Below are 26,267 nucleotides of genomic sequence, written 5' to 3'. Positions count from 1 at the left end.
TCAGCGGAACGGCGCGATATGGTCGGCGGCCCATGCCGCGAAGGTACGTGCCGGGCGGCCGAGTACCCGGTGCACATCGGAGCTGATCCGCAGTTCGTCCTCGGTCGGCGTACCGAGAATGTCCAGGGTGGTCTCCACCACGGGTTCGGGCATGAACTCCAGCATCTGGTCCTTGGCCTGCGCCCGGGTCTGCTCGACGAATCCGATCGGTGCACCGAGTGCGGTGGCCAGCGAGGCGGCTCGTTGCCGTGGCGTGTTCGATTCCGGTCCGGTGAGCGTATAGACCTGCCCGGCGTGGGCGTCGGACAGTAGCGCCGCCGCGGCGACTTCGGCGATATCGCGCGGGTCGATGGTCGGCAGGCCGATATCGCCGAATGGTGCGGCGACCGTGCGGGATCCGCGTACCGAGGGAATCCAGGCGAAGGCATTGGAGTGGAAAGCGCCGGGCCGCAGAATGGTCCATTCCAGTCCCGACTGCCGCACCGCTTCGTCGAAGGCGCGACCGATATCGCCGTGCGAGGCCGAGTCCGGGCGGGTGACCACGCCCTGCGACGAGAGCAGCACCACCCGGCGGACGCCACCGGCCTCGGCGATATCGAGGATGTCGGTCGGACGCATCAGATGCGCGCTCATCCCGGTGTCGTGCAGGAACAGTGCCTCGGCACCGTCGAGGGCCGGTCGCAGGCTTTCCGGGTCGGTCACATCCGCCTGATGTGTGCGCACACCCCGCGGGACCGAATCGGGCGCGACGGTGCGCGATACGGCCGTCACCTCCGCGCCCGCCGCCGCCAGGGTACCCACCAGCGGCGTGCCGACATTTCCGGTTGCTCCGGTTACCACGATCATCATCGAATCCTTAAGTTAGTTGACTGACTAACACGACGGTAGTGGATATGCCGCGAGCTGTCTACAGTTAGTTGTATGACTGACTCAGTGCGTGCGATGAAGGCGGGCAAGCGGGAGCGGTTGGTCGAGGCCGCCGTCCAGGTCTTCTACGAGCGCGGTGTGGAGAAAACCACCATCGCCGACATTGCCAAGGTGGCCGAGGTGCCGGTGGGCAATGTGTACTACTACTTCAAAACCAAGGATCAGCTGATCGAAGCGGCGGTCGCCGCGCATCGGGACCAGCTGGCGCGACTACTCGAGGAACTCGATCGCCTCGACAGCCCGCAGGCGCGGCTGCGTGGTCTGATCGCGGGATGGGTCGATCTGCGCGATCAGGCGGCGCAGTTCGGCTGCCCGTTCGGCACGCTCGCCTCCGAGATGGACAAGCGCCCCGAGGTGCTGGACGCGGAGATCGCCGCGACCATGCGCGTCCTCGTGGACTGGGCGCGGCAGCAGTTCGAAGCGATGGGGCGAGCGGATGCGGATGAACTCGGTGTCGCGCTCATCGCGGCGTATCAGGGAATATCGCTGCTCACCAACACTTTTCGTGATCCGGGTCTGATGGCGGCGGAGGGGGAGCGGTTGGCGCGCTGGATCGATTCGCTGGCGAGCTGAGGCCGCGGCGGTCCGCCGGCGTGGCGCCCGTTTCGTGTGGGACGTCACGCCGATGGTGCCGGGCCTTTTCGGAGAGGGGCTTGTCATGGATAGATTGCCGATATATCGTCGATAGTGTTCAGTAAGTACGAAGCCTGAGGAGGCTCGACATGGAAAACACAGAAATGCATCGAGAGCATGGACGTCACGGTGGTCGCCAACGGCCCGGATTCGACGAATGCGGGCCGCGCCGCGGCCAGTTCCGTCGCGGTGGCCGGCACGGATTCGGTCCCGAGTTCGGGCCGGGTTTCGGCCCGGGTTTCGGTCCCGGATTCGGCCGCGGACGTGGTCGGGGCGGGCGGGGTAGGCGCGGCGATGTCCGCGCGGCCATCTTGCTGCTGCTGACCGAACGTCCGATGCACGGCTACGAACTCATCCAGCAGATCCGCGAACGCAGTGACGATCTGTGGCGCCCGAGTCCCGGATCCATCTACCCCGCGCTGGCGCAACTGGAGGACGAGGGGCTGGTGCTCATCGAGAAGGTCGCCGGTCGCAAGACCGCGAAACTCACCGAATCCGGCACCGCCTACGTCGAGGAGCATCGTGATGAACTCGGCGATCCGTGGGCCGATGTCAAACAGGACGTCGGAGCCCAGGCGATCGACCTGCGCGGACTGGTCGGACAGCTCATGGGCGCGGTCGCACAGGTCGCTGCGGCTGGCACGCCGGAGCAGGCGGCCAAGGCAGCCGATGTGCTCAACGACGCCCGCCGTTCGCTCTATCGAATCCTGGCCGACGACGAGACCCCCGAAAAATAACGGGGTGGTGAATACCCAGCCCTGGGCGGGCTTTTCGCGCGGAGAGGGTAGATCATTGTGATATGGAACAAGCACGCGGTTTGTGGGGTCGGGGAACATCACAATGGGGCCGGGCCGTCCTGGCCGGCGTCGCGGCGGCGGTCGTGCTCATCGGTGCGGCGACGGCGCAATCCGGGTCGGCGCGGGCCCAGCCACCCGGATACCAGCCGCCGCTGGTGCCGTCCGGGTGGGCGCCGCCGCAACCGGACCATCTGGCCGCCGCGCTCTATATGAAGACGCATCCGAACTCCGTCCCCGAACACACCAACGATTTCGGCTGTACACCGTCGCCCACGCATCCGCGTCCGGTCGTGCTGGCGCACGGCACCGATGCCAGCGCCTACTCCGACTGGTCGGCCATCGCGCCCATGCTCGCCGCCGAGGGGTACTGCGTTTTCGCGCTCAACTACGGCGGTAAGCCCGGCGCCACCAGCTTCGGCACCGAGGACCTGCGCCTGAGTGCCTACCAGATCGGTGCTTTCGTCGACGACGTCCTCGCCGCCACCGGTGCCGAGAAGGTGGACCTGGTCGGCTTCTCCCAGGGCGCGAACGTGACCCGCTACTACATCAACAAGCTCGGCGGCGCCAGGAACGTCGGCCGCTGGGTCGGGCTGGCCTCGCCCAGCTATGGCGGGGTGATGTACGGGCTGGTGCCCATCGCCCAGGCCATTCCCGGCGTGCTCGAGGTGTTCGCGCAGGTGACGTCGCTGGCGGCGGTGCAGCAGGCGCAGGGCTCACCGATCATGCTGGAACTGAACGCGGGCGGCGACACCGTGCCCGGCGTGCACTACGTGACCATCGGTAGCCGCGTCGACGAGATGATCCAGCCCTTCGAGAACATCGCCCTGCACGGCCCCGGCGCCGAGAACGTGGTGATCCAGGACCGCTGCCCGGCGAACCTCACCGGTCACTTCCACATGGTCTACGACCCGTTCGTGATGCAGCTGTTGCTGGAAGCTCTCGATCCGGCAACAGCGCCGTCGCCGGTCTGCGAACCCGTGCAACTCGGCACCGGCATCCCGCAGGTCGTCATCGGCGGCAATATCTGATGCGGCGGGCGGCCGGACGGAGGGCTCGACACCCCGCCCGGACCGCACCGGATTTGTACCAGTAATCGCTGCCGGTATCCGGGATCTCCGGCCCGCCCGGCGTGCTCTCTAGAATGGGGCGACCGCATTTCCTCCGTCCTCCGGGAGCCGCCGTGACCATTCAGCCCGTTCGCCTGTTCGGCGACCCCATCCTGCGAGCCCGCGCGACGGAGGTCACCGAATTCGATCGTGAACTGCGGCAGCTGGTCACCGACCTGATCGAGACCATGCACGACGACGGTGGGGTCGGGATGGCCGCGCCGCAGATCGGTGTCGGATTGCGGGTGTTCGTCTACGACACCGGCGATGCGGCCGGTCATCTGGTGAACCCCACCTGGACGGTGCTGGACGAACAGGAGCAGATCGGACCGGAGGGCTGCCTGTCGATCCCCGGACTGCGCTACGACACCCGCCGCGCGCTGCGCGTGCGCGCCTCCGGCGTGGATATGACCGGCGCCGCCGTCGAGTTCGAGGCCGAGGGCCTGCTGGCGCGCTGCGTACAGCACGAAACCGATCACCTCGACGGTGTGCTGTTCATCGACCGGCTCGAGCCCGCCGACCGTAAGGACGCCATGCGCTCGATCCGGGAATCGGACTGGTTCGCCGCGGGAATCACCGTGCGCCCCAGCCGTTCGGTCGCCGAGCGGGGGCGTTGATGCGCATCGTGTTCGCGGGCACACCCGAACCCGCGGTGCCGTCGCTGCGACGGTTCATCGACTCCGAACGGCATGAGGTGGTGGCGGTCATCACCCGGCCCGACGCCGTCGCCGGACGCGGCCGCAAGGTCACCCGATCGCCGGTCGGCACATTGGCCGACGAACACGGTATCCCGGTGCTCACCCCCGCGCGTCCCGCCGACCCCGAATTCGTCGCCCAGCTCACGGATCTGGCGCCGGACTGCTGTCCGGTGGTAGCCTACGGCGCGCTGCTGCCGCAGCAGGTGCTCGACATTCCGCGGTTCGGCTGGATCAATCTGCATTTCTCGCTGCTGCCCGCCTGGCGTGGCGCGGCGCCGGTGCAGGCGGCCATCGATGCGGGCGACGAGTTCACCGGTGCCTCGACCTTCCAGATCGAGGCCGGGCTCGATACCGGTCCGGTCTTCGGTGTGGTGACCGAACGCATCGCCGTCACCGATACCGCCGGTGCGCTGCTGGAGCGGCTCGCCGACAGCGGCGCGGCACTGCTGGAGAAGACCCTCGACGGCGTGGAAGACGCGACGCTGCACGCGGTTCCACAATCCACCGACGGGGTGTCCTACGCGCCGAAACTGTCGGTGGAAGCGGCCCGGGTGCGCTGGGATCAGCCCGCCCTCGCCGTCAGTCGTCGCATTCGCGCCGTCACACCCGCACCCGGCGCGTGGACCGTGGTCGCGGGCAACCGGCTCAAGCTCGGGCCGGTCGAGTTGGTCGAAGAAGAACTGCCGGAAGGGCGTATCGAGGTGCGCAAGACCGGCGTCTACGTGGGCACGGCGACCACCGCCGTCCGCCTGAATCAGGTGCAGCCACAGGGTAAGCGGATGATGTCCGCGCTGGACTGGGCGCGCGGCGCCCGCCTCGAACCGGATGCGGTGGTCGAATGAGCGGCAGAGAACGCGACGGCGACGGTTCGGGTCGGGCCGATCGGCGAGGTGATTCGTCGCCACGATCGGCTCGTGGCGAACGTCCGTCGGAGCAGGTGAAGGGTTCCGGCTTCGACCGCCGAGCCGGGGCGTCCGCGAGCGGCGACCGTCGTGGACCCGGCGGCGCCGGACGCGGCGGTAGCGGTGGCACAGGTCGCGGTCGCGGCGGGAAGCGGGAGAACACCGGCGGGCGGCGCGACGATCGCGGCCGTGGCTCGGGCGAGGGTGGTCGTGACGACCGCCGGGACCGGGATGAGCGATCGTCTCGCCGTTCGGCCGGGGAGCGCGACACCGCCGGGTACGGCCCACGGTCGAGTGGATCCGGCCGTGGGGCCGGTAGCGGTCGGGGTGCGGCCAAGGGTGGGGATCGCGGCGGCCGTCGTGCGGCGACACCTGCCCGTGGAGCCACAGCCGGTGGGCGAGCGCAGGATCGGCGTCGGGGCAATTCGATCGATCCGGCGCGGGAGGTCGCGCTGGAGACCTTGCGTGCGGTAAGGGAACGCGATGCGTACGCCAATCTCGTGCTGCCCGGTCTACTGCGCGAACGCCGCCTCGAGGGTCGGGACGCGGCGCTGGCCACCGAACTCGGCTATGGCGCCTGCCGGGCGCAGGGTGTGCTGGACGCGGTGATCGTCGAATGCGCCGGACGCGATATCGCCGATATCGACGGCCCACTGCTGGATATCCTGCGGCTCGGCGTGTACCAGTTGCTGCGCACCCGGATCGGCGCCCATGCGGCCGTCGACACCTCGGTCGCGTTGGCGCGTGCCGAATTCGGTACGGGCAAAGCCGGTTTCGTGAACGCGGTGCTGCGCCGCGCGGGGGAGCGCGATGCGGCCGAATGGGTGGAGCTACTCGCCCCGCGCGATCCGGTGGGGCATCTGGCTTTCGAGTACGCGCATCCGACCTGGATCGCGCAAGCCTTCGCCGATGCGCTCGGCGCCGAGGCGGCCGAACTGCGGGATGCCCTCGCCGCGGACGACGCCCGCCCATCGGTGCATCTGGTTGCCCGGCCCGGCGATATCACCGCCGGAGAATTGGCCCTGGTCACCGGTGGTGAGGAGGGGCGCTGGTCGCCGTACGCGGTGTACCTGGACGGCGGTGATCCGGGCAAGCTGGAGCCGGTGCGCGCAGGTATGGCGGCCGTACAGGACGAGGGCAGCCAGCTGGTCGCGCTCGCACTGACCCGCGCCCCACTCGACGGACCGGACAACGGCCGCTGGCTCGATCTGTGCGCGGGCCCCGGTGGTAAGACGGCTCTGCTCGGTGCGCTGGCCGATATCGATCGTTTCCACATCGACGCGGTGGAGCCCGCCGAACATCGCGCCGAGCTGGTCCGCAAGGCGACCGCGGGACTTCCGGTGCAGGTCCACATCGCCGACGGCCGCGACAGCGGACTGGCCCCCGGCTACGATCGCATCCTGGTCGACGCGCCGTGTACCGGACTCGGCGCCCTGCGCCGCCGTCCGGAAGCCCGATGGCGTCGCACTCCCGCCGACGTCTCCGACCTGGTGGTCCTGCAACGCGAACTGCTCTCCGCCGCATGGGATCTGCTGCGTCCGGGCGGTGTGGTGGTCTACTCGACCTGTTCGCCGCACCTGCCGGAAACGGTGGCGGTGGTTGCCGACGCCGTCCGCCGCACCGGCGCCGAACAGCTCGACGCGCGCGCCTACGTCCCCGGTGTCCCCGACCTGGGCCCCGGCCCCGGCGCGCAGCTCTGGCCGCATCGGCACGGGACGGACGCAATGTTCCTGGCAGTGCTGCGGAAGCCGCGGTAGTCGAGCGAACATCCCATGAAATGGCGTGGGGCCGGTGCGCACTCCAGCACCGGCCGATACGCCTCGGAATGTCGGCGGCGTGATTGCCGCGGCCGCAGCCGGGCGGTCCCAGCGGCACCCACCAGGTCGGGCGATCGACGTCAGCCATGTGCGGACCGGTGTCGACCTACCACGGCGACGACGGTGGTGGACCGGCATACCGCGCCGCGGTCAGACGGTTCGTGCGACATTCGTCCAAGCCGGTCTCCACGCGCGGGTGCAGACTCGACTCATGGCGATCGATTGGGCGGGTGTAGTGGCATTGGCGACGGAGCTGCCGGGCGTCGAGGAATCGACCTGGTGGCGTACGCCGGGGCTGAAGGTGGGCAAGAAGGGGTTCGCCCGGTTGCGCGTGGAAGCGGAGGGCGGGCTGGTGTTGCTGTGCGACGCGGATGAGAAGCAGGCCCTGCTGGCGTCGGGCGATCCGGCCTATTACACGACGCCGCACTATGACGGGCACCCCTACATCCTCATCGATCTCGACCGGGTCGAGGTCGCGCAGCTGCGCGAGCTGCTGGATGCGGCCTGGTGGTTGTCGGCGCCGGCGAGACTGCGCAAGGAACGTGAACGCACCGGCTGAACCGGGCGCCACGCCCCCCGGGCTATTCGCGTGAGGACTGTTCGCGCAGGCGGGCAAGGGTTTTCGCGAGGATGCGGGAGACGTGCATCTGCGAGATCCCCATCTGCTGCGCGATCTGGGTCTGGGTCATGGATTCGAAGAATCGCATGGTGAGGATGCGGCGTTCGCGTTCAGGCAGGCCGTCCAGCAGCGGACGGATGGCGACGTATTCCTCCACCCGATCGAACTGGGATTCCTCCTCGCCGAGGGTGTCGAGCAGCGACGCATCGGTATCGCGGCCGACGGAGGCGGCGTCGATGGAGGTGGGCTGATAGGCGTTGCCCGCGATGACGGCCTGGGTGACCTCATCCGGATCGACGTCGAGTTCGGCGGCGATCTCCTTGGCGGTGGGTGAGCGGCCGAGCGTCTGGGACAGCGAGTCGACCGCGGCGCCGATCCGCAGATGGGTTTCCTTGACCCGGCGCGGCACCCGCATCGCCCAGGTGTTGTCGCGGAAGTAGCGGCGGACCTCGCCCATGATGGTCGGTACGGCGAAGGACAGGAAGTTCGAACCGCGTTCGACGTCGAACCGGTCGACGGCGTGCACCAGTCCGACGCGCGCGACCTGGGTGAGATCGTCGAACGGTTCACCGCGTCCGCTGAACTTGCGGGCGATGTGGTCGGCGAGCGGGATGCACCGGTTGATCAGTTGATCGCGCAGGGTGGTGTGGGCGTCGGTGCCGGTGTCGGTGGCGGCGAGCCGGGTGAACAGTTCGGCGACATCGTCGTAGCCGGATACCTGCGTCGTCCCGGTGGCGCTGTCCTGTTCGTCGTCGTCGGCGGCCTGGTCGGCGTCGGTGGCAGCCGAGTCGGTGCCGTCGGCGGGCTGTTCGGCGTGGTCGGGCGTCTCGGGGGCACCGTCATTGTCTGCGGGTTCGAGCACGGCGTCCTCGTCGGCCACTACGCCTTCCCTCGGACGCGACGGAACTCGACCGTCGTCGGGTATCCGGAGGCGGCCGGATCGAACGGGTCCTGCGTGGCTTCGACCGAATCGGTGAGGGTGCGCAGCACATGCCAGCCGAAGCTGCGCTGGTCGGGCAGTCCTTCGTCGGCGGCGATGCCCGATACGTGTACCCGGAGTTCGAGGTCACCGACGGTGAACCGGCAGTGCAGGCTGGTCTCGGGTGCGGCGATCGCGATGAGGGTCGAGCACACCTCGTCGACGGCGAGCCGGATATCGGCCACCTCGTCCAGGGTGAAATCGCTGAGCAGGACCAGCGTTTCGGCGAGCCCGCGCACGATCGGCAGCTGGCTGACCGATGCCGCGACCCGAATTTCCACCGGGGTGCTGTAGAGCCCCTGTTCCGCCGAAATGTTGATCACGCCATGAGGCTACCCACTCGGGGCCCCGGCAACCCAACCAACGCTGTGACCCGCCCCGCAGTGCGGCGGTCCTACGGTTAAACTGCCGCGTTGTGTCCACGCCGACGTTCTCCCGCCCCGAGTCCCCGATGATCGCTCCGTCGATCCTGTCCGCCGATTTCGCTCATCTCGCGGACGAGGCGAATGCCGTGTCCACTGCCGACTGGCTGCATGTCGATGTGATGGACGCGCATTTCGTGCCGAATCTGACGCTGGGCCTTCCGGTGGTGGAGAGCCTGTTGAAGGCCACCGATATTCCGCTGGACTGCCATCTGATGATCGAGGATCCGGGCCGGTGGGCGCCGCCGTATGCGGAGGCGGGCGCCTATAACGTGACCTTCCACGCCGAGGCCACCGACGATCCGATCGCGGTGGCGCGCGATATCCGGGCCGCGGGCGCCAAGGCCGGTTTGTCGGTGAAGCCGAACACTCCGATCGAGCCGTATCTGGAGATCCTGCGCGATTTCGACACGCTGCTGGTGATGAGCGTCGAGCCGGGGTTCGGCGGACAGTCGTTCATCGCCCATGTCCTGGACAAGGCGCGTACGGTGCGTCGGCTGGTGGATTCGGGTGAGTTGCGCTTGGTGGTGGAGATCGATGGCGGTATCAATGCCGACACCATCGAGCAGGCCGCCGAGGCCGGTATCGATTGTTTCGTCGCCGGTTCGGCGGTCTACAACACCGCTGATCCCGGCGCCACTGTGGAGACGCTGCGCAGGCAGGCCGCCACGGTGTGGGCGCGCTGAGTCGCCGGACGAGCTACCGGGCCGCCGCGCGCAGGTCCTGTATCAGGCGGGGTGTGCGCCACTGGTGCACCGTGGTGAGCCATCGACGTGGGGGATAGGAGAGTCGGACGTGGAAGTAGTTGAGGTACTCCACGACGCCGAAGCCCCATACGGCCACCGCGAGCAGAGCGGGTCCGAGCCGATCGGGCCACCACGCCACGATTCCGGCGAGTCCAGCGGCGAGTAGTGCGATATCGGTGATGCGGAATCCGCGATAGATGCGGGCCAGGGTGCGCGGCATCGGTGGGCGGCCGATCCAGGTGCGCGCCGACAGCCAGTAGCCGCCACCTTGCACCAGGATCATGAGCAGCGGGATCAGCGCCGACCACAGCGCCTTCTGCTCGCCGGGTTCGTTCAGACGCGCGGCCAAGGTGAAGGCGACCATGACGAACACTGCTGCTGCGGCGAGCTCTCCCAGCCCGAGGGTGAGGTATTTCCGCCCCAGCTCGGCCGCCCGGTCATCTACCACGCGGTCACCCTACCGAGCGGGTGCATCGGAGGTGCTGGGTCGGTTGTGCCGCTCGGGTGGCGTGATCGGGACAATCGTGGTGCACCGGGGTCGGGCAGCCGCGCCGGTGCGACGCGTGCAGCGTCGCATCGGGCGACGGTGAATCAGCGGCGCGCAGTCCGATCCTGGATGTTCCGGTGAGTGCCGAGTGTCCGGATGGCGTCGATGACGGCGCTTTGCGGTGGTCGGTCGGTACCGCTTTCGGGTGCTTGCACCCAGGTGCGGTAGCCGGTGCGTTCGTCGTCGGGGGAGGGCAGCACGATATGGCTGCCCGCGGCGGCGACGGTGGCGTAGAGGCGGAACAGTTCGGCGGATTCGGCGGCGCTGAGGCTGTCGGGGCGGGCGGGGCCGGTGAGGAAGGTCCAGCGTAGGGCGCGTGGGTGGGCGACCACGGGTCCGGCCATCCCGGCCGGACGCAGTCGTTGTTGTACTCGTTCGCCGAGTTCGGCGGGCATGGTGATGGCGCCGTAGCGGGCACCGATTTTCAGGAGTATGCGTCGTGAGGTGGGGTCGATGGTTGCAGGGAATTGGAATTCGCGCCGATAGGTGACGCAACGGTTTTCCAGTGTGAAATCGACGAGCGTGGTCACGCCGCACCCCCGGTGGTGTGGTTGTCGCTGGTGGATGTGTGCTGATCGACGGGCTCGGTGTCCGCGCCGATCTCGATTCTGTCCACGGTGATCTTTCGGCTTCCTGGAGTGGTGGACTTGCGTTGGTGTTGCGTTGGCGCCGTCGCGCGATCGGCCTCGTGGTGTTCCCTGCCGCAGACTGCACTATCGAGTCGAAAAAGGCTGGTGCACAAGGATTTACCGCGTGCTCCTGCCCGGTTGGCCGGTAGGTGGGTTGCGAGGTGTCACGTGTGGCGTGCCGAGATCGAACTGCCGTGTAGGACTCTGCCGTCCGTGGTCACTCTGCCGCACCGAAATGCTGGTGCTGTTGAACGGTGGGAGTCGGCTACATAACGATTTTGCGTCAATATTCGGGTCGGCGCAAGCGATTGCGGAAATCCATGTTTCGGCGATGTCTCGTCCGGGCATCGACTGTACGAGCCGCGGATGACATTCTTCTGTGCGGTTCGGAAAATGTCGTCGAACAAAGGCTACGGACCGGCCGAACGGTATTTTTCTGAATGCTGGCAAAGAATTGTCGTGGCGAAAATTATCAAGCCCCGTTCGGGTGGCCCGACACCGCCGGATGGTCGGATTCGGCGGCGCGTCACGGTCTCGATGCCCGCTCCGGCCCCAGGTGAAGATTTCTGGAAACGGATCGCCTCCGCTATCGGGGATGCGACGCGGCCGCCCGGACGTGGCGCGGCCGCGCTCGAGCGGCCCGGTGACGCTCATTAGGCTTCAGTCACGAGTACGACACGGCCATCGGGAATACCGGTCCGGGTCACGACCGTTCCGCAACCGGAAGACCACACGCGACAGGGAGTCAGCATGTTCACAGGCATCGTCGAGGAGCTGGGCGAGATCGTCGCCACCGAGCAGCTGGCCGACGCCGCGCGGTTGACGATCCGGGGTGAACTGGTGACCTCCGATGCCGGGCACGGCGACTCGATCGCCGTCAACGGTGTCTGCCTGACCGTCGTCGAGGTGGTCGACGGTGATTCCTTCACCGTCGACGTGATGGCCGAAACCCTGAACCGGTCCAGCATCGGCGGCCTGACCTCCGGTGCGAAGGTCAACCTCGAACGTGCCGCCGCACTCGACAGCCGCCTGGGCGGCCACCTCGTCCAGGGCCATGTCGACGGCACCGGCACCGTGCTCTCGCGGACCCCCTCGGACAACTGGGAGGTCGTGCGGATCTCGCTGCCCGACGCCATCGCCAAGTATGTGGTCGAGAAGGGCTCCATCACCGTCGACGGCATCTCCCTGACCGTCTCCGGGCTCGGCCTGTCCGACACCCCCGCCGCCGACGGCAACCGCGACTGGTTCGAGGTCTCGCTCATCCCGACCACCCTGTCGATGACCAACCTCGGCACCGCCGCGCCGGGCACCCTGGTCAACCTGGAGGTCGACGTGATCGCCAAGTACGTCGAACGCCTCCAGCAGCGCGGCTGACCACACCGCCCACCAGGCGGGCCACTGCCTCCGGAGCGACACTTCGCACCCAGTAGTGTGGGGTGGCACCTTATTCGAGATGGAGCACAACAGACGTGACCAGGTTCGACAGCATCGAGCGCGCAGTCGCCGATATCGCCGCCGGTAAGGCGGTCGTCGTCGTCGACGACGAGGACCGGGAGAACGAGGGCGACCTCATCTTCGCGGCCGAAAAGGCCACCCCGGAGCTGATGGCCTTCATGATCCGCTACACGTCCGGGTATATCTGTGTGCCCCTCACCGGTGAGGACTGCGACCGACTCGGCCTGCCGCCGATGTACGCACTCAACCAGGACAAGCACGGCACCGCCTACACGGTGTCGGTCGACGCCAAGGAAGGCGTGAGCACCGGCATCTCCGGCGCGGACCGGGCGACCACCATCCGCCTGCTGGCCGACGCCGAGGCCAAGGCCGACGATTTCACCCGCCCAGGGCATGTGGTGCCATTGCGCGCCAAGGACGGCGGCGTCCTGCGCAGGCCGGGCCACACCGAGGCCGCGGTCGATCTCTCACGCATGGCGGGGCTGCGTCCGGCCGGTGTGATCTGCGAGATCGTCAGCCAGAAGGACGACGGGCATATGGCCCGCACCGAGGAACTGCGGGTCTTCGCCGATGAGCACGAACTCGCGCTGATCTCCATCGCCGATATGATCGCCTGGCGGCGCAAGCACGAAAAGCATGTGGTGCGGGTGGCCGAAGCGCGCATCCCCACCGTGCACGGCGAATTCACCGCGGTCGGCTACCAGAGCATCTACGACGAGGTCGAACACGTGGCGCTGGTGCGCGGCGACATCCTCGACGGCGACGATGTGCTGGTCCGGGTGCATTCGGAATGCCTGACCGGTGACGTGTTCGGTTCGCTGCGCTGCGACTGCGGTCCGCAGCTCGACGCCGCGTTGGAGATGGTGGCCGCCGAGGGACGCGGCGTCGTGCTCTACATGCGCGGGCACGAGGGACGCGGCATCGGGCTGATGCACAAGTTGCAGGCCTACCAGCTCCAGGATTCCGGCCACGACACCGTGGACGCGAACATCGAACTCGGATTGCCCGCCGACGCCCGTGATTACGGCACCGGGGCGCAGATCCTGGTCGACCTCGGCATCCGCTCGATGCGGCTGCTGACCAACAATCCGGCCAAGCGCGTCGGCTTGGACGGGTACGGGCTCCGGGTCACCGAGCGGGTGCCCATGCCGGTGCGTGCCAACGCCGAGAACCTGCGGTACCTGCGCACCAAACGCGACCGCATGGGACACGATCTGATCGGTCTCGACGATCTGGATCTGGGAGAGACCGCGCAGTGAATCCGGGCGGACGGAAAGGCGAGAACCGATGAGCGGTACCGGCGTACCCACCTTCGCGCTCGAGGATGCCAAAGAGCTGAAGCTCGGTATCGTCGCCTCGCGCTGGCACACCCAGATCTGCGACACCCTGGTCGCCAATGCCGAGCGCGTGGCGAAGGAAGCCGGTGTCCGCGAGGTGACCGTGGTGCGCTGCGCGGGCGCGATGGAACTGCCGGTGGTGGCGCAGGAACTGGCCCGTACCCACGATGCGGTCGTGGCGCTCGGCGTGGTGATCCGTGGTGACACACCGCATTTCGAGTACGTCTGCGATGCGGTCACCTCCGGCTTGACCAGGGTCTCGCTCGACGAGGGCACCCCGGTCGCCAATGGTGTGCTCACCACCAACAACGAGAAGCAGGCGCTGGACCGGGCCGGGCTGCCCGGTTCCACGGAGGACAAGGGCGAACAGGCCTGCGCCGCCGCCCTCGACGCCGCGCTGACCCTGCGCTCGCTGCGCGGGTCGAACTGACGATGCCCGTCGTCCGGATCTGGCGTAGGAACGCGGGCCCGGCCCCGGCCGGATCGGCCACCGAACAACCCGTCTGGGATCTCGAAGTACGTCCGCGCCGGGCCCGGCGGACCGCGGTGGTGGTCGCGGTGGTGCTGGTGATCGCCTTCACCGCCGCCGGAGTCTTCCTACGTGTCGGCTCCACCGGTGTGCATTTCCGGGTGCTCGATCAGTTCGCCATGGCGGGGATCGGTGTGCTCGGCGCGTGCGCGGTGCTGCTGCTCACCCGCCCACGGGTGCGGGTCGGGCCCAAGGGTGTCGTCGTCCGCAATATCCTCGGCGACAACGAGTTCCCGTGGAAGTACGTGCGCGGAGTCTCTTTCCCGGACCGTAAATCCTGGGCGCGGCTGGAACTCGTCGACGACGACTATGTGCCGATGTTGGCCATCCGCTCCAATGACAAGGAATACGCCGCCGATGCACTCGAACGGCTGCGTGAGCTGGGCGCGAAGTACACCGGTTCCGTCAACTGAGTGCTGCGCACATTCCTTTGGGCAGCTCGACCTCGAGCCGATTCGAGGTCCGGTCACCCCGAGCACATCTGCGGCTGACCTCACCACATCGATGACAAGGGCCGCCCGATTCTCGACACCGGGCGGCCCGTGCACATCATCGCGTGTCGCCGAGGACCTCACCCTCCCGGCGCGGGTCCGCACCGCCGATCCAACCGTCACCATCGCGGCGCACCACACTCAGCCCGCTGGTCTGCGGCGCCACCGATACCTCGTGCCCGAGTTCACGCAGCCGCACGATCAGCGGATCGTGCGCACCGTCGTCACTGGTGTCGATGGCGGGATGTTCGCCGCCCACGCCGGTGACGGGGGTATTGGCCGAGCCGAAGGCCACCGCCGAGATGGCCTGCTGCGGGTCGAGGCCCCAATCCAGCATGCCCACCAGTGTTTTGACCACGAACTGGATGATCACCGAACCGCCCGGTGAACCCGCGACATGGGTGAGTTCGCCGCGCGTACCATCGGGGCCGTCGGCGAACACCAGGGTCGGGCTCATCGAGCTGCGCGGCCGCTTACCGGGCTCCACCCGGTTGGCCACCGGAACACCGTCCTCACCGATCGGTTCGGCCGAGAAGTCGGTCATCTGATTGTTCAGCACGAACCCGTCGACCATGTGGAACGAGCCGAACGCCGATTCCACCGTGGTGGTCATGGCCGCGGCGTTGCCGTAGGAGTCCACGATCGAGATCTGGCTGGTGCCGTGCTCGGGCGGCTGCGGTCCGACACCGACCGGGACCGGACCGAAATCGCCGGGCTGGGCGACGCCCATGCTGCGGCCCGGATCGATCAGGGCGGCGCGGCCCTTCAGGTATTCGGGGTTGACGAGCGTCTCGGGAGAATTGCCCGGCAGCGGCACGAAATCGGTATCGGCGACGTACTTGTTGCGGTCGGCGTAGGCCAGCCGTTCCGCCTCGGAGATCAGGTGCACCGCTTCGGCTTTCGGCTTACCGCCATTGCGGTCGACATTGTCCGGGCCGATCGCGGCCAGATCGAAGTTCGACAGGATGCCGAGCGTGGCGGCGACGGTGATACCGCCCGAGGACGGCGCTGGCATCCCGCAGATCTCGTGCGCGCGGTAGTCGGTGCACAGCGCCGTGCGCTTCTTGGCCTGGTAGTTCGCCAGATCCTCGGTGGTGAGGACGCTGGGGGTGCGACCGCCGGAACCGGCGGTGGCGGCGTCGACCAGATCGCGGGCGATGGGCCCGGTGTAGAAGGCATCGGCGCCATCGGTGGCGATCGCGTTCAACGTCTTGGACATCGCGGGATTGGTGAGCACCATGCCCGCGGGCTTGGGGGAGCCGTCCGGCTCGAGGAAATACGACTTCGCGTTCTCGTCCACCGCGAGGTTCGGCGCGGACTCGGCGATCTGACCGGCCAGGCGCGGGCTGATCTCGAAACCCCGATCGGCCAGCGACACGGCAGGGTCGAACAGATCAGCCCACGGTGTCTTGCCGTGGTCGCGATGGGTGAGTTCGAGCATGCGCAGCACGCCGGGTACACCGATGGCCCGGCCGCTGGCCCGTGCGTCCGGTTTCGGTTCGGTGCGATCGGTGTCGCTGACCCAGCGCAGGTAGTTCTCGGTGGCGGCCGCCGGTGCGGTTTCGCGGCCGTCGTAGGCCTGCACCGACTTGCTCGCGGCGTCGTAGTAGACCAGGAACGCGCCGCCGCCGATACCGGATGCCTGCGGTTCGACGAGCCCGAGCACCGTCTGCGCGGTGATCAGCGCATCGGCCGCGGTGCCGCCGTCGCGCAGAACCTCGCAGGCCGCCTGGGTGGCCAGCGGGTTCGCCGTCGACACCGCGTAGGTGGCGGTGCGCACCGGCGTCATATCGCTGCGGTACCCGGAGGAGATCTCGGGATTGGTGCTGATGTTCTGCGTGGTGGCCGCGCCGCCCGCGGTGGCGGGTGCTGCGGTGATCGGCGTGCCGTTGGGGGTGGTCGTGCACGCCGCGGTGTCGTCGGATTCCTCCGAACAACCGGCGGCCAAGGAGATCACGAGAGCCGCAACCACGGCGGCTCCCGTCCGAATCTGTCGCGCGCGCGTCATGAACGGAGACCTTATCCGCTGTTGCCGACGGACGTCCCGCTATCGGGAAGGCCCTCGACGGTCGCGGTGGGTTCGCCCCGCCCGGAGGCCGCTGCGACGACGATCGGATGCGCTTGACCTGCGCCTGAACCGCGCCATTTGACCTCAACTTTGGTTGAGTTAATAGCGTCGGGCCCGGAAAGGAGTTCTACTGTGACGATATTGGTAACGGGCGCAACGGGAAACACCGGACGACATGTGGTGGCGGAGCTGCTACGCAGAGGTCGGCAGGTGCGCGCACTCACCCGAGACCCGCAGCGTGCCGCCGCAGTACTGCCCGCGGGCGCGGAAGTGGTGACCGGCGGTCACACCGCACCGGAGACCCTCGACGCCGCACTCGACGGTGCGACCGGGTTGCACATCACGGTCACCGCCGGGGTCGCCGAGACCGGACCCGAGCTGGTCCGCCGCGCGGTGCGCGCGGGCGTCGAACGGATCACCATTCTGTGGGGCGGGCATGTCGGACCCGCCGAGACCGCCGTCGCGGAATCGGGTGTGGTCTGGACTCGGCTCGAACCGCAGGAATTCATGTCCAATGCCCTCGCCTGGGCGGAGACGATCCGCGCCGACGGTGTGGTTCGCGAGCCGTTCGATCTCCCGAGCGCTGTCGTCCACGAAGCGGATCTCGGGGCGGTGGCCGCCCTCGCCCTGACCGAGGACGGGCATGCGGGCCGGGCCTACAACCTTTCGGGACCGCAGGCGCTGACCACGAGGCAGCGGGTTGCGATGCTGGCCGAGACGATCGGTCGCGACATCGCTTTCGAGCAGATCAGCAGGCAGCACGCCATCGACCGGCTGACCGCCGCCGGGGTATCGCTCGCCGATGCGGAGTACGTGATCGGTTGGCACGCCGATCCGCCCGAGTCGGCTCGCACCCCGGATGGCGTGCTCGAACAGGTGCTCGGCCGACCCGCCAGGACATTCGCCGAATGGCTGACCGAGCACAAGGATCGCTTCTGAGATCGGAGGGTCCCGTCTCCGGGCTGCCGGGCCCGGAGATATGCCTTCGCCCATCGGGCGACGCTCCCACGGCGGGGTTTGTCGGACCGCGTCGATAGGCTGGGTGCGTGGCAGATCCCGCGACGTACCGGCCGAAGCCGGGCACGATTCCCGTCGAACCCGGTGTGTACAAGTTCCGGGATTCCTACCGTCGCGTCATCTACGTCGGCAAAGCCAAGAGTCTGCGTTCCCGGCTGAACTCCTACTTCGCCGACGTCGCCTCACTGCACCCGCGCACTCGCCAGATGGTGACCACCGCGGCGAGTGTCGAGTGGACCGTGGTGTCCACCGAGGTCGAGGCGCTCCAGCTGGAATACAACTGGATCAAGGAGTTCGATCCGCGATTCAATGTCCGCTACCGCGACGACAAGTCGTATCCGGTGCTGGCGGTCACGCTGAACGAAGAGTATCCGCGGCTGTTCGTCTACCGCGGCGCGCGCAAGAAAGGGGTGCGCTACTTCGGGCCCTATGCCCACGCCTGGGCGATCCGGGAAACCTTGGATCTGCTGCTGCGGGTATTCCCCGCGCGTACCTGCTCGAACGGAGTGTTCAAGCGGCACAGCCAGATCGGACGCCCCTGTCTGCTCGGCTATATCGACAAATGCTCGGCGCCGTGCGTCGGCCGGGTCACCGCCGAACAGCACCGGCGCATCGTCGAGGACTTCTGCGACTTCCTGGCCGGGCGCACCGACCGAATGGTCCGTGAGCTGGAACGGCGGATGCACGAGGCCGCCACCGACCTCGACTTCGAAACCGCCGCTCGGCTGCGCGACGATGTGCAGGCGCTGCGACGGGCCCTGGAGAAACAGGCCGTGGTGCTCGGCACCGGCACCGACGCCGATGTGATCGCCTTCGCCACCGACGAGCTCGAGGTGGCGGTGCAGATCTTCCATGTGCGCGACGGCCGGGTGCGCGGTCAACGCGGCTGGGTGGTCGACAAATCCGGTGACGCCGTCGACGTCCCCGAGGCCGGTGGCGAGATGGGGGCGCTGGTCGAGCAGTTCCTCACCCAGTTCTACGGCGAGCAGGCCGCCGTCGCCGCCCAGGGCGCCGAGGAACAGTCGGCCACCGTGGTACCGCGCGAGGTGCTGGTCCCCGATCTTCCGGCCGATGTGGAGCAGGTGCAGCAGTGGCTGTCACAACTGCGGGGTTCGGCGGTGCAGGTGCGGGTGCCGCGCCGCGGCGACAAGAAGGCGCTGGCCGAGACCGTACAGCGCAACGCACAGGAGGCGCTGGCCCAGCACAAACTCCGCCGGGCCGGTGATCTGACCTCGAGATCGGCTGCCCTGCAAGACATTCAGGACGCGCTCGATCTCGACACCGCGCCGCTGCGCATCGAATGTGTGGACATCAGTCATGTGCAGGGCACTGATGTGGTGGCCTCGCTGGTGGTGTTCGAAGACGGACTACCGCGCAAATCCGAATATCGGCACTACACGATCAAGGAAGCCGCGGGCGAGGGCCGCTCCGATGACGTCGGCAGCATCGCCGAGGTCACCAGGCGCCGGTTCGGCCGGTTGCGCCGTGAACGCGACGCCGCCGAACGCGTCGAACTCGATACTCCCGTCTCCGTCGAGGCCGCCGCGCACACCCCGGCGGAGCTCGATGAGGCCGACGACGCGCCCACCTCGCTGCCCGGTATCGATCCGGCGACCGGCAAACCACGCCGGTTCGCCTACCCGCCGAACCTGTACGTCGTCGACGGTGGCGCACCGCAGGTCGCGGCGGCCGCCGAGGTGCTCGACGAACTCGGCATCACCGATGTCGCGGTGATCGGCCTGGCCAAACGCCTCGAGGAAGTGTGGGTGCCCGGCGAACCGGACCCGGTGATCATGCCGCGCACCAGCGAAGCGCTCTACCTGCTGCAACGGGTGCGTGATGAGGCCCACCGGTTCGCCATCACCTTCCACCGCAGCAAACGCTCCCGCCGGATGACGGCCTCCGCGCTGGACTCGGTGCGCGGGCTGGGTGCGGCCCGGCGAACGGCGCTGGTCACGCACTTCGGCTCGGTCGCCAAATTGAAGGAGGCGACGGTCGAGGAGATCACCGAGGTACCGGGGATCGGGGTGGCGACGGCACAGGCGGTGCTGGCCGCGTTGCGCGGAGATTAGCCGAGTTCGCGTACGTTGTGTGTCTGCGCCGGATACCGAATCCGGTGCGAGATGATCGAGAGGCACCCGAGACAACAGATCCGGTGGTACATGACACGCGTCGAATCGAACAGCAGCGGCCGTGCCCCCGGGCCCGCCGCAGCGCGCGGCGGGCCCGCCGGTGCGCAGGTAGAGGTCGTCCTGGTGACCGGCCTGTCCGGAGCGGGCCGCGGGACCGCGGCGAAGGTGCTCGAGGACCTCGGCTGGTACGTCACCGATAATCTGCCGCCCGAGCTGATCGGGCGCATGGTGGAACTCGGCGCCGCCGCCGATCCGCCGATCCGACGGTTGGCCCTGGTCATGGACGTGCGCAGCCGCTTCTTCACCGGCGATCTCTCGGTGGTCACCGAACAGTTGCGTGAGCGCGGGGTGCGTACCAGGGTGCTGTTCCTGGAGGCCTCCGACGATGTGCTGATCCGCCGGTTCGGGTTCGCCAGACGGCGTCATCCATTGCAGAGCGAGAGCGCCGACGGCACCTTGTCGGCGGGAATCGCGGCCGAGCGCATCCGGCTCTCGGCGGTGAAGGCCGCCGCCGATCTGGTCATCGACACCACCGAACTGTCCATCCATCAACTGCACCGCAAGCTCGAGGAGGCCTACGGCGGCGGCGCCTCGGCCGCCTTGCAGTTGACGGTGCAGTCGTTCGGTTTCAAGTACGGGGTACCGCTGGACGCGGACATGGTGTTGGATGTGCGTTTTCTGCCCAATCCACACTGGATACCAGAACTGCGGGAACATTCTGGACAGGAGTCGGTGGTCAGCGAGTACGTGCTGTCCCGGTCGGGTGCGGACGACTATCTGCGTACCTGCCACCACCTGCTCGACCTGGTCACGAACGGTTACCGCCAAGAGGGGAAGCGATACATGACGGTGGCAGTGGGGTGCACCGGCGGCAGGCACCGGAGCGTGGCGATCGCCGAAGCGCTGGGCGAATCGATGCGAACCGCCTCCGACGGAGCGGTCGATGTGGTGCGTGTGGTCCATCGGGATCTGGGGCGCGAATGACGGGCTGGGACGCCAATCCCGCCATCGTCGCACTCGGTGGTGGGCACGGTCTGTACGCGACGTTGACGGCGATACGGCGGCTGACCACGCGGATCTGCGCCGTGGTCACCGTCGCCGACGACGGTGGTTCCTCCGGCCGATTACGTGCCGAACTCGGGGTGCCACCGCCCGGTGACCTACGCATGGCGCTGGCCGCGCTGGCCGCCGACAGTGACGGTGTGTGGACGCGCACGGTGCAGCATCGCTTCGGTGGCACCGGCGCGCTGGCCGGGCATTCGGTGGGCAACCTGATCCTGGCCGGGCTCACCGAAGTCCTCGGCGATCCAGTGGCCGCCCTCGACCAGGTGGCGGCGCTGCTCGGGGTGACGGGGCGGGTGCTGCCCATGTCTCCGATCGCCCTCGATATCGAAGCCGACGTCTCCGGGCTCGAAGCCGATCCGCGCGTGAGCCGGTGTATCCGGGGCCAGGTGGCGGTGGCGACGACACCGGGCAAGGTGCGCCGGGTGCGGTTGATCCCCTCCGATCCGCCCGCGAGTCCGGAGGCCACCTCGGCCATCGAACACGCCGATGTGGTGGTGCTCGGCCCGGGTTCCTGGTTCACCAGCGTGATCCCGCACGTGCTCGTCCCCGAACTGCACGAGGCGCTGGTCTACACCAGGGCGCGCAAGGTGCTCGTGCTGAATCTGGCCGCTGAGCCGGGGGAGACCGCAGGATTCTCCGCCGAACGCCATTTGCATGTATTGTCCCAGCACGCACCGGATTTCGCGGTCGACGATGTTCTGGTCGATTCCGGGTGCGTGCCCGAGGGTAGGGAGCGCGAACATGTGGCAAGAGCGGCCGAACAGTTGCGAGCGCGGGTAGTCTTTTCCGATGTCGCCGACGCGGGAACGGACCGGCACCATCCCGGAAAGCTTGCCGCCGCACTGGATCGACTGATCCGGGAACCTCGGCCGCAAATGTCAGGGCTTCGAGTCGAAGGACGGCACATGGGTCAGGATGTGCGGTCCGGGTTGGGTGGAAAGGAGCGCGTCTCGTGGCGATGACTGCCGAAGTGAAGGACGAGCTGAGCAGGCTCGCGGTGTCCCAGGTGAGCTCGCGCAAGGCGGAACTGTCCGCCCTGCTGCGCTTCGCCGGTGGACTGCACATCGTCGGCGGGCGGGTGATCGTCGAGGCCGAGGTGGATATGGGCTCCATCGCGCGCAGGCTACGGCGGGAAATCTTCGAACTCTACGGATACGGCTCCGACGTGCACGTTCTCGGTGCGGGCGGACTGCGAAAGACCTCGCGCTACGTGGTGCGGGTGTCCAAGGAGGGCGAGGCACTGGCGCGTCAGACCGGCCTGCTCGATGTGCGTGGCCGTCCGGTGCGCGGACTGCCGGCGCAAGTGGTCGGCGGCAGTGTCGGTGACGCCGAAGCCGCTTGGCGCGGTGCGTTTCTCGCACACGGCTCGCTCACCGAACCCGGTCGTTCCTCGGCGCTCGAAGTGAGCTGCCCCGGCCCCGAGGCGGCGCTGGCGCTGGTGGGTGCGGCGCGGCGGCTCGGCATCTCGGCCAAGGCCCGTGAAGTGCGCGGCACCGACCGGGTGGTGGTGCGCGACGGTGAGGCCATCGGCGCCCTGCTCACCAGGATGGGTGCGCAGGACACCCGGCTCACCTGGGAAGAGCGCCGGATGCGCAGAGAAGTCCGTGCCACCGCGAACCGACTCGCCAACTTCGATGACGCCAACCTGCGCCGTTCGGCCCGCGCCGCCGTCGCCGCCGCCGCCAGGGTGGAGCGTGCGCTCGACATCCTGGCCGACGATGTGCCCGATCATCTGGCCGCCGCGGGCAAACTGCGCGTACAGCATCGGCAGGCCTCGCTCGAGGAGCTGGGCCAGCTGGCCGATCCGCCGATGACCAAAGACGCTGTGGCCGGACGTATCCGGCGGCTGCTGTCCATGGCCGATCGCCGGGCCAAGGAATTGGGCGTACCCGATACCGAGTCGGCGGTCACCGCGGAATTGCTCGACGAAGCCTGAGCCGGGGGTCGGTCGGCGCGCTCGGCCCGGTGCAGTCGTCATACCGGATCGGTGACGGCTGCCCGGAGTGTGCCGGGCTTCCCGTCCTGCTCGAGGCGAGGAAGACGCGCACCACCGCCCGGCTGGCAATCGTGAGGTGCGTGTCTGTGAGGTTGCGGCCGGGCACTAGGGTAGGTGGCGACGGAATGAATCCGCTGGAAAGCTGAGGAGCGATAACGTGACTGTCCGGGTAGGCATCAACGGCTTCGGTCGTATCGGCCGTAACTTCTTCAGGGCGGTCGAGGCGCAGAAGGCGCTCGGCACCACCGACATCGAGATCGTCGCGGTCAACGACCTCACCGACATCAACACCCTGGCGACGCTGCTGAAGTACGACTCGATCCTGGGCCGGTTGCCCCAGGACGTGTCCGTCGACGGCGACACCATCGTGGTCGGCGACCAGCGGATCAAGGCGCTGGCCATCAAGGAGGGCCCCTCGGCCCTGCCGTGGGGCGAGCTCGGCGTGGACATCGTCGTCGAGTCCACCGGCATCTTCACCGACGCCGCCAAGGCCAAGGGCCACCTGGCCGCCGGCGCCAAGAAGGTCATCATCTCCGCGCCCGCCTCCGGTGAGGACATCACCATCGTGATGGGCGTCAACGACGACAAGTACGACGGCAGCCAGAACATCATCTCCAACGCCTCGTGCACCACGAACTGCCTCGGCCCGCTGGCCAAGGTGCTCAACGACGAGTTCGGCATCGTCCAGGGCCTGATGACCACGATCCACGCGTACACCCAGGACCAGAACCTCCAGGACGCGCCGCACAAGGATCTGCGTCGCGCCCGCGCCGCCGCCCTCAACATCGTGCCCACCGGCACCGGCGCCGCCAAGGCCATCGGCCTGGTGCTGCCCGAACTCCAGGGCAAGCTCGACGGCTACGCGCTGCGCGTTCCGGTCCCCACCGGCTCGGTCACCGACCTCACCGCGACCCTGGCCAAGCCTGCCTCCATCGAGGAGATCAACGCGGCGTTCAAGGCTGCCGCGGAGGGCCCGCTGAAGGGCATCCTGAAGTACAACGTGGACCCGATCGTGTCCAGCGACATCGTCACCGACCCGCACTCGTCGATCTACGACGCGCCGCTGACCAAGGTCATCGACAACCAGGTGAAGGTCGTGTCCTGGTACGACAACGAGTGGGGCTACTCCAACCGTCTGGCCGACCTCATCGGCGTCGTCGGCAAGTCGCTCTGACGCAGATGGCTGTCAAGACACTCGCAGATCTGCTGAACGAGGGTGTCGAGGGTCGGGGCGTGCTCGTGCGCTCCGACCTGAACGTCCCCCTCGACGACAACGGCCAGATCACCGACGCAGGCCGCATCCTGGCCTCGGTGCCCACGATCAAGGCGCTGGTCGAGGCCGGCGCCAAGGTGGTCGTCACCGCGCATCTGGGCCGCCCCAAGGGTGAGCCGGACCCGAAACTGTCGCTGGCGCCGGTCGCCGCGCGCCTGGCCGACGAACTGGGTCGTAATGTCCAGCTCGCCGGTGATGTGGTGGGCCAGGACGCGCTCGCGCGTTCGGAGGGCCTCACCGACGGTGATGTGCTCCTGCTGGAGAACATCCGCTTCGATCCGCGCGAGACCAGCAAGGACGATGCGCAGCGGGCCGCGCTGGCCGCCGCGCTGGTCGAGCTGGTCGGCGACGATGGCGCGTTCGTCTCCGACGGCTTCGGTGTGGTGCACCGCAAGCAGGCCTCGGTGTACGACGTGGCGAAGGTGCTGCCGCATTACGCGGGCACACTGGTCGCCGCCGAGGTCGAGGTGCTGGCCAAGCTCGGAGGCGGGCTGGGCGACGACAACGCGGCCCCCGAACGGCCGTACGCGGTCGTGCTCGGCGGGTCCAAGGTCTCCGACAAGCTCGCGGTGATCGAGGCGCTGGCCCCCAAGGTCGACACCCTGGTCATCGGTGGCGGCATGTGCTTCACCTTCCTCGCCGCCCAGGGCCTGTCGGTGGGTTCCTCGCTGTTGCAGGAGGAGATGATCGACACCTGCAAACAGCTGCTGGAACGTTTCGCCGACGTCATCCACCTGCCGCGCGACATCGTGGCGGCGGACAAGTTCGCCGCGGATGCCGACATCAAGATCGTGCCGGTCAACGAGATCCCCGACGGCTGGATGGGCCTGGACATCGGCCCGGAGTCGGTGGACCGGTTCGCGGCGCTGCTGACCGAGGCGAAGACGGTGTTCTGGAACGGCCCGATGGGTGTGTTCGAGTTCGAGAACTTCGCCGCCGGTACCCGCGGTGTCGCCGAGGCCATCGTGACCGCGACCGGTAAGGGCGCGTTCACCGTCGTCGGTGGTGGCGATTCGGCCGCCGCCGTGCGCACACTGGGCCTGCCCGAGGACGGTTTCTCGCATATCTCGACCGGTGGCGGTGCGTCGCTGGAGTACCTCGAGGGCAAGGAACTCCCCGGCATCAGTGTGCTGGAGGAGGACGCGTAATGGCTCGCACACCGCTCATCGCGGGCAACTGGAAGATGAACCTCAATCACCTCGAGGCCATCGCTCTGGTGCAGAAGATCGCATTCGCCCTGCCGGACAAGTACTTCGACAAGGTCGATGTCACCGTCGTCCCGCCGTTCACCGATATCCGCAGCGTGCAGACCCTCATCGAGGGTGACAAACTGCGGATCACCTTCGGCGCGCAGGACGTGTCCGTGCACGACGAAGGCGCATACACCGGTGAGATCAGCGCATCCATGCTGGCCAAGCTCGGCTGCACCTATGTGGTCGTCGGGCACTCCGAGCGTCGGCAGTACCACAACGAGGACGATGCGATCGTGCTCGCGAAGGCCAAGCAGGCGCTGAAGTACGGGATCACCCCGATCGTGTGCATCGGTGAGGGTCTCAACGTCCGCGAGGCGAAGACCCACGTCGAGTACAACCTCGAGCAGTTGCGCGGTTCGCTCAAAGGTCTGACGGCCGAGGAGATCTCGAAGATCGTCATCGCCTACGAGCCGGTGTGGGCCATCGGCACCGGTAAGGTCGCCACTCCCGCCGACGCGCAGGAAGTGTGCGGCGCCATCCGTGGCGAACTGGCCCAACTGGCCTCACCCGAGGTCGCGGCCTCGGTGCGGGTGCTCTACGGCGGTTCGGTGAACGCCAAGAACGTCGGCGAATTGGTCTCGCAGACCGATATCGACGGCGCCCTCGTCGGCGGCGCTTCCCTCAAGGGCGACGAGTTCGCCACCCTGTCGGCCATCGCCGCTGGTGGTCCGCTGCCCTGATCGGGTGAATATCGATGAGGCCCACCGGGATCGGTATCCCGGTGGGCCTCAGTCGTTCTCGGCCGACCTCGGTTGTGGATGTCGCATGCCGCGATCGTCGTGGCTCAGTACAGGCGCGAGCAAACCCTCTGTTCTGGACCGGCTGTCAG

At 67.9% G+C, this 26,267-nt stretch carries 26 protein-coding genes; 20 read left to right on the top strand and 6 right to left on the bottom strand.

Translation table 11 applies throughout. The features are described 5' to 3' along the window. Window positions 1-849 (bottom strand): SDR family oxidoreductase, encoded by an 849-nt coding sequence (locus tag QH168_RS24695; RefSeq protein WP_280468068.1) that lies wholly within the window; start codon window positions 847-849, stop codon window positions 1-3. 72 nt (window positions 850-921) lie between these two features. Between QH168_RS24695 and QH168_RS24690 the strand changes: the two genes are divergently transcribed. The 7 genes from QH168_RS24690 (at window position 922) to QH168_RS24660 (ending at window position 7,439) form a co-directional block, all read left to right on the top strand. Further along, window positions 922-1,500 carry a TetR/AcrR family transcriptional regulator gene (locus QH168_RS24690; protein WP_280468066.1) on the top strand — a complete coding sequence of 193 codons (579 nt, stop codon included), beginning with the start codon at window positions 922-924 and terminating at the stop codon, window positions 1,498-1,500. Between the two features lie 149 nt (window positions 1,501-1,649). After that, window positions 1,650-2,297 (top strand): PadR family transcriptional regulator, encoded by a 648-nt coding sequence (locus QH168_RS24685; protein ID WP_280468065.1) that lies wholly within the window; start codon window positions 1,650-1,652, stop codon window positions 2,295-2,297. Between the two features lie 62 nt (window positions 2,298-2,359). Continuing rightward, window positions 2,360-3,385: an esterase/lipase family protein gene (locus QH168_RS24680; RefSeq protein WP_280468064.1), complete on the top strand. Its 1,026-nt coding sequence runs from the start codon at window positions 2,360-2,362 to the stop codon at window positions 3,383-3,385. A 152-nt stretch (window positions 3,386-3,537) separates the two neighbouring features. Then, complete coding sequence (gene def / locus QH168_RS24675; protein WP_280468063.1) at window positions 3,538-4,080, top strand: peptide deformylase; 543 nt, start codon at window positions 3,538-3,540, stop codon at window positions 4,078-4,080. After that, window positions 4,080-5,003, top strand: coding sequence for a methionyl-tRNA formyltransferase (gene fmt, locus QH168_RS24670; protein ID WP_280468062.1), 924 nt, complete (start codon window positions 4,080-4,082; stop codon window positions 5,001-5,003). The genes def and fmt overlap by 1 nt, the downstream gene beginning before the upstream one ends. Before the next feature lie 488 nt (window positions 5,004-5,491). Next, complete coding sequence (locus QH168_RS24665; RefSeq protein ID WP_280468324.1) at window positions 5,492-6,820, top strand: RsmB/NOP family class I SAM-dependent RNA methyltransferase; 1,329 nt, start codon at window positions 5,492-5,494, stop codon at window positions 6,818-6,820. 271 nt (window positions 6,821-7,091) lie between these two features. Then, on the top strand, window positions 7,092-7,439 hold the full coding sequence (locus QH168_RS24660) for an MmcQ/YjbR family DNA-binding protein (protein WP_280468060.1): 348 nt from the start codon (window positions 7,092-7,094) through the stop codon (window positions 7,437-7,439). A gap of 22 nt (window positions 7,440-7,461) precedes the next feature. Here QH168_RS24660 and QH168_RS24655 read toward each other — a convergent pair whose 3' ends face one another. Then, window positions 7,462-8,379, bottom strand: a complete 918-nt coding sequence (locus QH168_RS24655; RefSeq protein ID WP_280468058.1) for an RNA polymerase sigma factor SigF — start codon at window positions 8,377-8,379, stop codon at window positions 7,462-7,464. After that, window positions 8,379-8,801 carry an ATP-binding protein gene (locus QH168_RS24650; protein WP_280468056.1) on the bottom strand — a complete coding sequence of 141 codons (423 nt, stop codon included), beginning with the start codon at window positions 8,799-8,801 and terminating at the stop codon, window positions 8,379-8,381. The genes QH168_RS24655 and QH168_RS24650 overlap by 1 nt, the downstream gene beginning before the upstream one ends. Window positions 8,802-8,929: 128 nt before the next feature. Between QH168_RS24650 and rpe the strand changes: the two genes are divergently transcribed. Then, window positions 8,930-9,586, top strand: a complete 657-nt coding sequence (gene rpe, locus QH168_RS24645; RefSeq protein ID WP_280468322.1) for a ribulose-phosphate 3-epimerase — start codon at window positions 8,930-8,932, stop codon at window positions 9,584-9,586. A 13-nt stretch (window positions 9,587-9,599) separates the two neighbouring features. On the opposite strand, the gene QH168_RS24640 is transcribed toward rpe, so the two are convergent. Together QH168_RS24640 and QH168_RS24635 are read right to left on the bottom strand one after the other, a co-directional pair. Beyond that, on the bottom strand, window positions 9,600-10,094 hold the full coding sequence (locus QH168_RS24640; RefSeq protein ID WP_280468055.1) for a hypothetical protein: 495 nt from the start codon (window positions 10,092-10,094) through the stop codon (window positions 9,600-9,602). A 143-nt stretch (window positions 10,095-10,237) separates the two neighbouring features. Further along, complete coding sequence (locus QH168_RS24635) at window positions 10,238-10,723, bottom strand: hypothetical protein (RefSeq protein WP_280468053.1); 486 nt, start codon at window positions 10,721-10,723, stop codon at window positions 10,238-10,240. An 849-nt stretch (window positions 10,724-11,572) separates the two neighbouring features. Here QH168_RS24635 and QH168_RS24630 point away from each other — a divergent pair. The 4 genes from QH168_RS24630 to QH168_RS24615 all read left to right on the top strand — a co-directional run bounded on the left by QH168_RS24630 (window position 11,573) and on the right by QH168_RS24615 (window position 14,556). Then, window positions 11,573-12,196: a riboflavin synthase gene (locus tag QH168_RS24630; RefSeq protein WP_280468052.1), complete on the top strand. Its 624-nt coding sequence runs from the start codon at window positions 11,573-11,575 to the stop codon at window positions 12,194-12,196. Between the two features lie 95 nt (window positions 12,197-12,291). Then, on the top strand, window positions 12,292-13,536 hold the full coding sequence (locus QH168_RS24625) for a bifunctional 3,4-dihydroxy-2-butanone-4-phosphate synthase/GTP cyclohydrolase II (protein WP_280468051.1): 1,245 nt from the start codon (window positions 12,292-12,294) through the stop codon (window positions 13,534-13,536). Window positions 13,537-13,564: 28 nt separating this feature from the next. Continuing rightward, complete coding sequence (ribH, locus tag QH168_RS24620) at window positions 13,565-14,044, top strand: 6,7-dimethyl-8-ribityllumazine synthase (RefSeq protein ID WP_280468050.1); 480 nt, start codon at window positions 13,565-13,567, stop codon at window positions 14,042-14,044. Window positions 14,045-14,046: 2 nt separating this feature from the next. After that, the gene (locus QH168_RS24615) at window positions 14,047-14,556 is read left to right on the top strand and encodes a PH domain-containing protein (RefSeq protein WP_280468048.1); all 510 of its coding nucleotides are present in this window, start codon (window positions 14,047-14,049) and stop codon (window positions 14,554-14,556) included. A 136-nt stretch (window positions 14,557-14,692) separates the two neighbouring features. Here QH168_RS24615 and QH168_RS24610 read toward each other — a convergent pair whose 3' ends face one another. Beyond that, window positions 14,693-16,642: a gamma-glutamyltransferase family protein gene (locus QH168_RS24610; RefSeq protein ID WP_280468047.1), complete on the bottom strand. Its 1,950-nt coding sequence runs from the start codon at window positions 16,640-16,642 to the stop codon at window positions 14,693-14,695. A 192-nt stretch (window positions 16,643-16,834) separates the two neighbouring features. On the opposite strand from QH168_RS24610, the gene QH168_RS24605 reads away from it, so the two are divergent. From QH168_RS24605 to tpiA, 8 genes are all read left to right on the top strand, one after another. After that, window positions 16,835-17,641, top strand: a complete 807-nt coding sequence (locus QH168_RS24605; RefSeq protein WP_280468046.1) for an NmrA family NAD(P)-binding protein — start codon at window positions 16,835-16,837, stop codon at window positions 17,639-17,641. Window positions 17,642-17,748: 107 nt separating this feature from the next. Beyond that, the gene (gene uvrC / locus QH168_RS24600; protein WP_280468045.1) at window positions 17,749-19,791 is read left to right on the top strand and encodes an excinuclease ABC subunit UvrC; all 2,043 of its coding nucleotides are present in this window, start codon (window positions 17,749-17,751) and stop codon (window positions 19,789-19,791) included. 90 nt (window positions 19,792-19,881) lie between these two features. Next, window positions 19,882-20,835 carry an RNase adapter RapZ gene (rapZ, locus tag QH168_RS24595; protein WP_280468044.1) on the top strand — a complete coding sequence of 318 codons (954 nt, stop codon included), beginning with the start codon at window positions 19,882-19,884 and terminating at the stop codon, window positions 20,833-20,835. Continuing rightward, window positions 20,832-21,878 (top strand): gluconeogenesis factor YvcK family protein, encoded by a 1,047-nt coding sequence (locus tag QH168_RS24590; RefSeq protein WP_280468043.1) that lies wholly within the window; start codon window positions 20,832-20,834, stop codon window positions 21,876-21,878. Before rapZ ends, QH168_RS24590 begins: the two co-directional genes overlap by 4 nt. Next, the gene (gene whiA, locus QH168_RS24585; protein ID WP_163825106.1) at window positions 21,869-22,852 is read left to right on the top strand and encodes a DNA-binding protein WhiA; all 984 of its coding nucleotides are present in this window, start codon (window positions 21,869-21,871) and stop codon (window positions 22,850-22,852) included. Before QH168_RS24590 ends, whiA begins: the two co-directional genes overlap by 10 nt. A 217-nt stretch (window positions 22,853-23,069) precedes the next feature. After that, window positions 23,070-24,086, top strand: a complete 1,017-nt coding sequence (gene gap / locus QH168_RS24580) for a type I glyceraldehyde-3-phosphate dehydrogenase (protein ID WP_280468042.1) — start codon at window positions 23,070-23,072, stop codon at window positions 24,084-24,086. Between the two features lie 5 nt (window positions 24,087-24,091). Then, on the top strand, window positions 24,092-25,333 hold the full coding sequence (locus tag QH168_RS24575; RefSeq protein WP_280468041.1) for a phosphoglycerate kinase: 1,242 nt from the start codon (window positions 24,092-24,094) through the stop codon (window positions 25,331-25,333). Next, on the top strand, window positions 25,333-26,118 hold the full coding sequence (gene tpiA / locus QH168_RS24570; RefSeq protein ID WP_280468040.1) for a triose-phosphate isomerase: 786 nt from the start codon (window positions 25,333-25,335) through the stop codon (window positions 26,116-26,118). Before QH168_RS24575 ends, tpiA begins: the two co-directional genes overlap by 1 nt. The last annotated feature ends 149 nt before the right edge of the window (window positions 26,119-26,267 follow it).

The sequence above is a fragment of the Nocardia cyriacigeorgica genome (assembly GCF_029868385.1).
GTDB classification, from domain to species: Bacteria; Actinomycetota; Actinomycetes; order Mycobacteriales; family Mycobacteriaceae; genus Nocardia; species Nocardia cyriacigeorgica_F.
Note: the sequence above shows the minus strand (reverse complement) of the source record. Positions and strands in the feature narration are given on the sequence as shown.